Annotated in this window: 7 protein-coding genes and 1 pseudogene; 5 read left to right on the top strand and 3 right to left on the bottom strand. The window is 62.2% G+C overall.

What is annotated here, in order from left to right:
- Window positions 1-135, top strand: a pseudogene (gene pyrE / locus I5S59_RS20975) (orotate phosphoribosyltransferase); the annotation flags it as partial.
- Between the two features lie 46 nt (window positions 136-181).
- On the opposite strand, the gene ispA reads toward pyrE, so the two are convergent.
- The gene (gene ispA / locus I5S59_RS20970) at window positions 182-1069 is read right to left on the bottom strand and encodes a (2E,6E)-farnesyl diphosphate synthase (RefSeq protein WP_197878297.1); all 888 of its coding nucleotides are present in this window, start codon (window positions 1067-1069) and stop codon (window positions 182-184) included.
- On the bottom strand, window positions 1066-1308 hold the full coding sequence (locus tag I5S59_RS20965) for an exodeoxyribonuclease VII small subunit (RefSeq protein WP_128323132.1): 243 nt from the start codon (window positions 1306-1308) through the stop codon (window positions 1066-1068). The genes ispA and I5S59_RS20965 overlap by 4 nt, the downstream gene beginning before the upstream one ends.
- A gap of 245 nt (window positions 1309-1553) precedes the next feature.
- Between I5S59_RS20965 and I5S59_RS20960 the strand changes: the two genes are divergently transcribed.
- From I5S59_RS20960 to I5S59_RS20945, 4 genes are all read left to right on the top strand, one after another.
- Entirely contained in the window at window positions 1554-2957 is a 1404-nt protein-coding gene (locus I5S59_RS20960; RefSeq protein WP_332262091.1) for an MBOAT family O-acyltransferase, read from the top strand.
- Entirely contained in the window at window positions 2944-4047 is a 1104-nt protein-coding gene (locus tag I5S59_RS20955; RefSeq protein WP_197878296.1) for a DUF459 domain-containing protein, read from the top strand. The genes I5S59_RS20960 and I5S59_RS20955 overlap by 14 nt, the downstream gene beginning before the upstream one ends.
- Window positions 4047-5252, top strand: a complete 1206-nt coding sequence (locus I5S59_RS20950; protein ID WP_197878295.1) for an SGNH/GDSL hydrolase family protein — start codon at window positions 4047-4049, stop codon at window positions 5250-5252. The genes I5S59_RS20955 and I5S59_RS20950 overlap by 1 nt, the downstream gene beginning before the upstream one ends.
- A 239-nt stretch (window positions 5253-5491) precedes the next feature.
- Window positions 5492-6697, top strand: coding sequence for an RtcB family protein (locus I5S59_RS20945; protein ID WP_197878294.1), 1206 nt, complete (start codon window positions 5492-5494; stop codon window positions 6695-6697).
- Window positions 6698-6719: 22 nt separating this feature from the next.
- Here the strand turns inward: I5S59_RS20945 and I5S59_RS20940 are convergent, their stop codons facing one another.
- Window positions 6720-7367: a HEPN domain-containing protein gene (locus tag I5S59_RS20940; protein WP_197878293.1), complete on the bottom strand. Its 648-nt coding sequence runs from the start codon at window positions 7365-7367 to the stop codon at window positions 6720-6722.
- Window positions 7368-7469 lie beyond the last annotated feature (102 nt).

Genomic DNA, 7469 nt, shown 5'->3' with positions numbered 1-7469 from the left:
GGTTCGGCCCTGGCTCAGCTCGGACGTTTCTATGCGGCGGCGATTGTCGACAGCAAGATTCCGTTCGACGTGCTGTTTGGCCCGGCCTACAAGGGTATCCCCCTGGCGGCGGCCCCTGCAGTAGCCCTGGCCGAGCCCCCGGGGCGCGGCCGGGCCGGCCCCCAGGGCCGGAACAGGTGACTTAGTTGCGTCGCTCGACAATATAGCGGGCCAGCGCGCGCAGCGGCTCGGCCGCTGCGTCAAACGGACGCAGGGCGTCCAGCGCCTGGTCGCGCAGTTCCTGAGCATAGCCCTTGGCAGCTTCCAGCCCGAGCAACGCCGGGTAGGTCGGCTTGTCGCGGGCGATATCGGCGCCCTGGCGTTTGCCCAGGGTTTCGGTGTCGCTCTCGACATCAAGAATATCGTCCTGCACCTGGAAGGCCAGGCCAATGGCCTGTGCATAAGTCTGCAGGGCATCCAGCTGCGCCTGCTCGGCACGGGCACTGGCCAGGGCGCCGAGGCGCACGCTGGCTTCGATCAGCGCGCCGGTCTTGTGGCGGTGCATGAACTCCAGGGCTTTCTGGTCGAGCTTGAGGCCAACCGAGCCGAGGTCGATGGCCTGGCCGCCGACCATGCCCGCCGGACCTGCAGCCTGAGCCAGGGTCTGGACCATGGCCAGGCGAATGCTGTCGGCTTGCGGGCTCAGTTGTGCATCGAGCAGGGCACCGAAGGCCAGGCTCTGCAAACCGTCGCCGGCTAGAATCGCGCAGGCTTCGTCAAAGGCCTTGTGCGTGGTCGGCTGGCCGCGACGCAGGTCGTCATCGTCCATCGCCGGCAAGTCGTCATGCACCAGCGAATAGGCATGAATCAGCTCGACGGCACAGGCCGCACCGTTGGCTTGATCGGGTGCGGCACCCAGGGCTTCGCACGCGGCATAGGCGAGCAGCGGGCGCACCCGCTTGCCGCCGTTCATCACGCTGTAGCGCATGGCGGCGTAGAGGCGGGTCAGTTCCGCCGAAGGTGGCACGAACAACTGCTCGAGGGCTGCATCGACACGGGCCTGGCAGCTGGCCTGGTAGCGGCTGATCATTGCGCCTGTTCCGCATCGAACGGTTCGGCCGCCAGCTCGCCGTCGCGCTCCAGCAGCACCTGGACCTTCTGTTCGGCCTGGGCCAGGGCGCTCTGGCAGTCGCGGGTCAGGCTGATGCCTTGCTCGAAGGCGGTCAGCGAGTCTTCCAGCGACAGCTCACCGTTCTCCAGGCGCTCGACCAGCGCTTGCAGGTCGGCGAGGGATTGCTCGAAATCAATGGAGGCTTTTTTTCGGGCCATGGCGGCTGTCTCGGTGGCGGTATAAACGGCGCGACACTAGCAGAGCGGGGCGGGTGGAGCAAATCGGCAGGGCGGATCTTTGGTCGCATTCTGTTGCACAAAGACAGGCGGTCAGCGCTTGATTTTCCTGTACGGCTTGCGTTGTGAGGGCTTGCGGCACTCTGCCATAATCGCGACCGCTTTATCTCGCGGGATTCACGCCAGTGAAGCCGCCTTTCATCTGCCTTCGCGTAATGGACTACGTAGTGAGCTTTCTTTCGATTGAGTTCGGCCTCTGCTTCATCCTGTTTTTCATCGTTTACTGGAGCCTGTGCTGGAGCCTGCGCCTGCAAAATGCGCTGCTGTTGGTGGCCAGCTATGCCCTGGTAGCCAGTTTCAGCCTCGAGTCGCTGTACATCCTGCTGGGCTACACCGCGCTGGTGTACCTGCTGGGCCTGCTCGGTGCGCGTTACCCGGGGCGAAGCTTCAGTTACCTGATGGTGTTGCTGCTGGTGTCGGGGTTCTTTTACCTGTTCAAGTACCAGGAATTTGTCGCCAGTGGCGTGCAGGGGGCGCTGGCGAGTGTCGGCGTAGAGCTGTCGTGGCCGGTGCTGCAGGTGCTGGTGCCGATTGGCCTGTCGTTTTATGCCTTTCATTCGGTGAGCTACCTGGTCTCGATCAATCGCCGCGAGATGCCTTCGGCGAGCCCGTTCGACCTGGCCCTGTACCTGGCGTTCTTCCCCAGCCTGATTGCCGGCCCGGTCAATCGTGCGGTACCGATGCTGGCGCAAATTCGTCCGGGCACCCTGCGCCAGGTGCTGGAACCCCAACGGGCCATGGGGCTGATTGCCCTGGCAGTGGTGAAGCTGTTTTTCTGCAGTGCCTGGCTGGCCAGCCAGTGGGTCGACCCGGTGTTTGAAACCCCCGGTAGCTACACGCCGGAACAGATACTGCTGAGCGTTTATGGCTACAGCTTCCTGATCTATTTCAACTTCAGTGGCTACACCAACCTGGTGGCCGGCATTGCCTTGTTTTTGGGCTTTCGCCTGCCGGAAAACTTCAACGCACCCTATGCCGCCCACAACCTGAAGGAGTTCTGGGCACGCTGGCACATCAGCCTGTCGCTGTTCATCCGTGACTACGTGTACATCCCGTTGGGCGGCAATCGCCACGGTGTGTGGCGCGGCAACCTCAACATGCTGCTGGCGATGCTGATCTCCGGCTTGTGGCATGGCGCGAGCCTCAACTTTGTGATCTGGGGTGCGCTGCATGGCGTGGGGCTGGCTGTGTACAAAGCTTCTACCTATCTCCTGCCGCAGCCGATGCGCTGGCCCGGTGCGGGGCTGGCGGCGCGCCTGCTGACCTTTCATTACGTGGCCTTTGCCTGGATATTTTTCCGCAGCGCGAGCCTGGATGAGGCCATGGATATGCTGGCGGGCATTGCTGGCATGAGCCTGAACGGGGTGTTCTCGCCGACCGGGCTGTGGTTGCTGGCCTGTGTGCTGTATGTCGCGGTGTACCCGCAGCTGCTGGCAATGCTGCGCCCTTGTCTGGCCGCCACTACACGCTTGCCATGGCAGTTCTACCCGCTGCCGCTCGGGGTGTTTGTGTCGCTGGTTATTTTCGCTTCGCAGTCGGGCGTGCCGGGGTTCATCTATGCCAGTTTCTGATTCTCGCCTGTTGATGCGCACCCACCTGGATGCCGCCAAGGCGCTCTATGGTTTGGTGCTGGTGACTGTGCTGCTGTTCTGGTTGAACCAGGACTCCATCAGCCTTTACTGCCAGCAGAAATACCACCAGCGTTGCGAGTTGCCGGTGCTGGGGCAAAGCCCCGTCTGGCGCTTGGGTGGAGACCTGACGCAAGCCTTGGGCGCGGCACGTGATGGTTTTGTTCAGAGCCTGCAGCAAAGCCGGGCCACCTCGGCTGTCGCCCAGGTTGAAACGGTGGTGTTGCCCGATCCGATGCCGGTGGTAGCGGTGCACCTGGATGCAGCGCATGTGCAGCCTGTTGCGGTGGTGAGCAACGCGCTGCCTGCCAAGGCGACGCCTGTTTCAGCCGTACCGCCCGCTGACCGGATTGCCAGCAAAACCCCGTCGCCTGTCGTCACGCTGGCGGCGGGTGATGAAGTGTTTCTGGTCGGTGATTCATTGATGCAGGGCGTAGCGCCGCACCTGGCCAATACCCTGCGCAAGCGCTACCAGATCAAGAGCGTCAACCTCAGCCGGCAAAGCACCGGGCTTGCCTATCCGGGCTTTTTCAACTGGCCGCAGACGGTGGCGAAAACCCTCGACAGCGCGCCAAACATCCGCCTGATGGTGGTGTTCCTCGGCCCCAACGATCCCTGGGACATGCCGCAAGGCAAGGGCAAGCCCTTCCTGCGTTTCAAATCGCCGGACTGGGAGCACGCCTATCGCCAGCGTATCGACGCCATTCTTGAACAGGCCCGCGAGCATCAGGTGCAGGTGATCTGGGTCGGCCCGCCGAATATGCAGCAGCAACGACTGTCCAGCGCCATGGCCTACCTCAGTGGCCTGTACCAGGAGCAAACGGCGCTGTACCGGCAGCATTACCTCTCGGCCAACCCGGTGCTGGGTTACAAGGACGCAACGTTCTCCTATACCTTGCAGGACGGCCAGGGCAAGCGGGTGAAGACCCGGGTCGATGACGGCATTCATTTCACCATTACCGGGCAGAAACTGATCGCCGACCAGATCGTGTCGCTGATCGCCTTTCCCGGCCTCACTGTAACGGGACACTGATGCGCCAACTGCACAACATTATGGGCCTGGCCTTGCTGACCTGCGCGTTGCCGGGCTGTAGCCCGGTGGCGGCGGTCAAAGCCCCGACCCAGCCGCTGACGGCGCAGGCCAGCACGCCCGCAGGCCAGGCTGGCGGCAACCTGACGCTGCTGGCGAACAAATTCAAAGCCGCCGGACGGGCGCCGGTCAGCATTGTCCAGTTTGGTGATTCGCATACCGCTGCCGACCTGTTCAGTGGTGAAATGCGCCGCTTGTTGCAGGCGCAGTATGGCGATGGCGGCATCGGCCTGATTGCCGCCACACCGGTGCCGGGTACCCGCTATGACCAGGTCATCCTCAAGACCGCTGCACGTCAGTGGGCGTTGGTGTCGGCGCGTAACCAGCAGAGCGAGCAGTTCCCGTTGGGCGGCTACCTGTCGGTGCCGCTGGTGGCGCAGCCGGCGGTGAGGATCGAAGCGCGCGAACCCGGTGCTCAACGCTACACCGTCTCGGTGCTGTACCAGGCGCAAGCCGCCAGCAACCTGCTAGTGCAGGACGCCCGCGGCCAGAACCGTCGCACACTGGTGGCAACGGCCGGTCAGTGGCGCTTCGGGCCGGTGGTCAACAATGTCGGCTTGCCGCTGGACCTGACCCTGGAAAGCCTTCCCGGCACAATGCTGGGCGGCTGGTACCTGCAGAGCCAGAAACGGGCCGGCGTGATCTACTCCGCCCTGGGCATCAACGGTGCCCGGCTTGAGGTGTTGAACAAATGGCAGCCGGGTTGGCAGGACAGCCTCAAAACGCTGCGTCCCGATCTGGTGGTCCTCGCGTACGGTACCAACGAGGCCTTCGACGACACCCTGGACCTCAACCTTTACCAGGCGCAGCTCAAGCAACGGCTTGAGCAACTGCGGCGCGACCTGCCGCGCACGGTGATATTGCTGGTCGGCCCCTCAGACTCCATCAAACAGCGCAAGGCCCAAGGCTGCGCTGCCCGCCAGCCACGTCAGTTGGCCGCAATCGTGCAGATCCAGCGCGAGTCGGCCGCACAGGCCAATGCATTGTTCTGGGACTGGCAGGCCTACATGGGCGGCCCCTGCTCGATTGCCGCCTGGCAGGCCCAAGGCCTCGCCCGCGGTGACCTGGTGCACCTGACAGCCGATGGCTATCGCAAGAGCGCGGCAGGGCTCTACGGTTATCTGCGTACACAACTGGGATTGAAGTAAGGCGGGGATAAAAGGAGAGGCGGGGACGACTCCGGGTTGGCTTGCGGCGCCCCATGAAGTCGTCTCCCCGGCCCTCGAAAAGGGACCCATCCAGATACCGGACGGTACCTGCTCAGCATGTGTCGGCTGGGGTAAGTCAGCCGCGATCAGGTCCTTTAAATACACAGTAGACGCTGTCTGTTGTACTGTAAATTTTGTTGAACGCAATGTGTTTCCGCGTGTGAATCCGAAGGTGTGACATGGACCTCCTCGAAGTGAAGGGTGGCAAACCCATCAAGCTCTGGACCCAGGGTGTCCCGGTTGAAGACGACGCCCGGCGGCAATTGATGAACACCGCGAAGATGCCGTTCATCTTCAAGCACCTCGCAGTGATGCCGGATGTTCACCTGGGCAAAGGCTCGACCATCGGCAGCGTCATCCCGACGTTGGGAGCGATCATCCCGGCGGCAGTCGGCGTGGATATCGGCTGCGGCATGATCGCCGCCCTGACCTCACTCAACGCACGCGACCTGCCCGACAACCTGCACGGCCTGCGCAGCGCGATTGAAAAGGCGGTGCCCCATGGCAAGACCTTTGGCCGTCATGACCAGGGTGCCTGGGACAAGGTGCCGGCATCGGCCGACCATGCCTGGCGCGACCTCGCCGCACGGTTCAAAGCGATCACCGCCAAGTACCCGCAACTGGAGAAAACCAACAACCGTCAGCACCTGGGGACCCTGGGGGGCGGCAATCATTTCATCGAAGTCTGCCTGGACCAGGCCGACCGCGTCTGGTTCATGCTGCACAGTGGTTCACGCGGCGTGGGCAATGCCATTGGCAACTTGTTCATCGAACTGGCCAAGGCCGACATGCGCCAGCACATCGCCAATTTGCCGGACAAGGACCTCGCGTATTTTGAAGAAGGCAGCCGCCACTTTGCCGACTATGTCGAAGCGGTCGAGTGGGCCCAGGACTTTGCCCGGCAGAATCGTGCATTGATGATGCAGGCGGTGATCGGCGCTGCCCGCCAGGTGCTCGGGCGGCCGTTCGACGCCAATCTGGAGGCCGTCAATTGCCACCACAACTACGTACAGCGCGAGCGCCACTTCGGTCACGACATCCTGGTAACCCGCAAAGGCGCGGTATCGGCACAGAAAGGCCAGCTGGGCATCATCCCCGGCTCCATGGGCGCGAAGAGCTTCATCGTTCGCGGCCTGGGCAACGAAGACTCCTTCTGCTCCTGCAGCCATGGCGCCGGGCGCACCATGAGCCGTACCCAGGCGAAAAGGCAGTTCACCCTCGCTGACCAGGTGCGTGCCACCGCGCATGTCGAATGTCGCAAGGACAAAGACGTGATCGATGAGATTCCCATGGCCTACAAGGACATCGACGCCGTGATGCAGGCGCAGCGGGAGCTGGTGGAGGTGGTTTATACCTTGCGGCAGGTGGTGTGTGTCAAAGGCTAGCCATCAGGCACCATCCACTGCTCTAAGCAACAACCGGGTAGCACGCATCACCCCATAGGGTCTCCGGGTTATCCAGCATCAGCAGAATGATCACCGGCACCAGCTTGCCGAGCAGGTTTGAGCAGTCACGCAGTTGATCCCGGTTCACACTGCTGTTCCAGGTGGCCCCGCCGTGCATGACCTGGTTACGCAAGGTATAGATCCGGTTGAATAACACACCGAGTACGGCGGCAGTGTTGCGGTTGGCCAACGCTAGTTGTGCAGCTCGCCGACCGCTGGCAAAGCGCTCGGTCCATTGTTGCTCGCTGATCTTGCCGTTCTGGTTGTCCCAGAAACTCTGGAACACATAAGGGTTGTCCAGCAACGCGCGAATACTGCCAGAGAATTCGGACCAGACCAGGTTCTCGATCCGGTTATCTGTGTCGAGCCCGCAGAGCTTGGCCAGAAACGCCCTGAACGTGGATTGCTCGGATAGACGGAACTGTTCATCGATATCGGTGGCGTAGGCAGAGTTGAAAGCGATCCACAGGAAGATAAAGCGCCCATCGACATCATCCGCCTGCTCGGCGCGGTTCAGCCAGCTCAATGCACGATGTACACGCAACGCGAGGTTGGGGTGATGACCCTCGCGCTCCTGGCGGTGACGGGTCTTTAGTGTTTGATAGTCCATGAAAGGCCAATCCTTGAGGTCGTGGGCGGTCCGTCAGTAAACAGTATATGTATAAAAACCTTACATATTTATGAGCAAATCGCCGTTGGGCTGGGAAAGCGT

This window comes from Pseudomonas alkylphenolica (genome assembly GCF_016009175.1).
GTDB classification, from domain to species: Bacteria; Pseudomonadota; Gammaproteobacteria; order Pseudomonadales; family Pseudomonadaceae; genus Aquipseudomonas; species Aquipseudomonas alkylphenolica_B.
The sequence above is the reverse complement of the archived record's forward strand: the minus strand, read 5'-3'. Positions and strand labels throughout refer to the sequence as shown.

Excerpts from the sequence above, each read along its gene's own strand:
- I5S59_RS20965 (WP_128323132.1), bottom strand. The coding sequence starts at position 1,308 with ATGGCCCGAAAAAAAGCCTCCATTGATTTCGAGCAATCCCTCGCCGAC.
- I5S59_RS20945 (WP_197878294.1), top strand. The coding sequence starts at position 5,492 with ATGGACCTCCTCGAAGTGAAGGGTGGCAAACCCATCAAGCTCTGGACC.
- I5S59_RS20955 (WP_197878296.1), top strand. The coding sequence starts at position 2,944 with ATGCCAGTTTCTGATTCTCGCCTGTTGATGCGCACCCACCTGGATGCC.
- I5S59_RS20940 (WP_197878293.1), bottom strand. The coding sequence starts at position 7,367 with ATGGACTATCAAACACTAAAGACCCGTCACCGCCAGGAGCGCGAGGGT.
- ispA (WP_197878297.1), bottom strand. The coding sequence starts at position 1,069 with ATGATCAGCCGCTACCAGGCCAGCTGCCAGGCCCGTGTCGATGCAGCC.
- I5S59_RS20950 (WP_197878295.1), top strand. The coding sequence starts at position 4,047 with ATGCGCCAACTGCACAACATTATGGGCCTGGCCTTGCTGACCTGCGCG.